1 protein-coding gene is annotated in these 446 nt (G+C 41.0%); it reads right to left on the reverse strand.

Annotation, left to right across the window (positions count from 1 at the left end; all coding sequences use genetic code 11):
- Nucleotides 1–96: 96 nt before the first annotated feature.
- Entirely contained in the window at nucleotides 97–228 is a 132-nt protein-coding gene (locus B9T16_RS29350) for a hypothetical protein (RefSeq protein ID WP_410246463.1), read from the reverse strand.
- Between the last annotated feature and the right edge of the window lie 218 nt (nucleotides 229–446).

Here is a 446-nt window from a genome sequence, read left to right on the forward strand (position 1 = left end):
TTCATAAGTTAAAGCCCTCACCCCAAACCCCTCTCCCAAAGAGGGAGAGGGGCTTTGAAAAGTACCTCACCAATCCACCGAACCGCTATAATCGAACTAATTGACAGATAATTGGCGTTGAGAAGTGACGCAATCTTGGAGGTAAAGATTAATGAGTTCCTGATAAGATACCCCTTCTTTTTGAGCCATATTTTGAAAATATTCGATTTCATAAGGTAAAGCCCTCACCCCAAACCCCTCTCCCAAAGAGGGAGAGGGGCTTTGAAAAGTACCTCACCAATCCACCGAACCGCTATAATCGAACTAATTGACAGATAATTGGCGTTGAGAAGTGACGCAATATTGGAGGTAAAGATTAATGAGTTCCTGATAAGATACCCCTTCTTTTTGAGCCATATTTTGAAAATATTCGATCACATCAATTCACAGAGAAATTGTGACTTGTT

The organism is Arthrospira sp. PCC 8006 (assembly GCF_046480465.1).
GTDB classification, from domain to species: domain Bacteria; phylum Cyanobacteriota; class Cyanobacteriia; order Cyanobacteriales; family Microcoleaceae; genus Limnospira; species Limnospira platensis.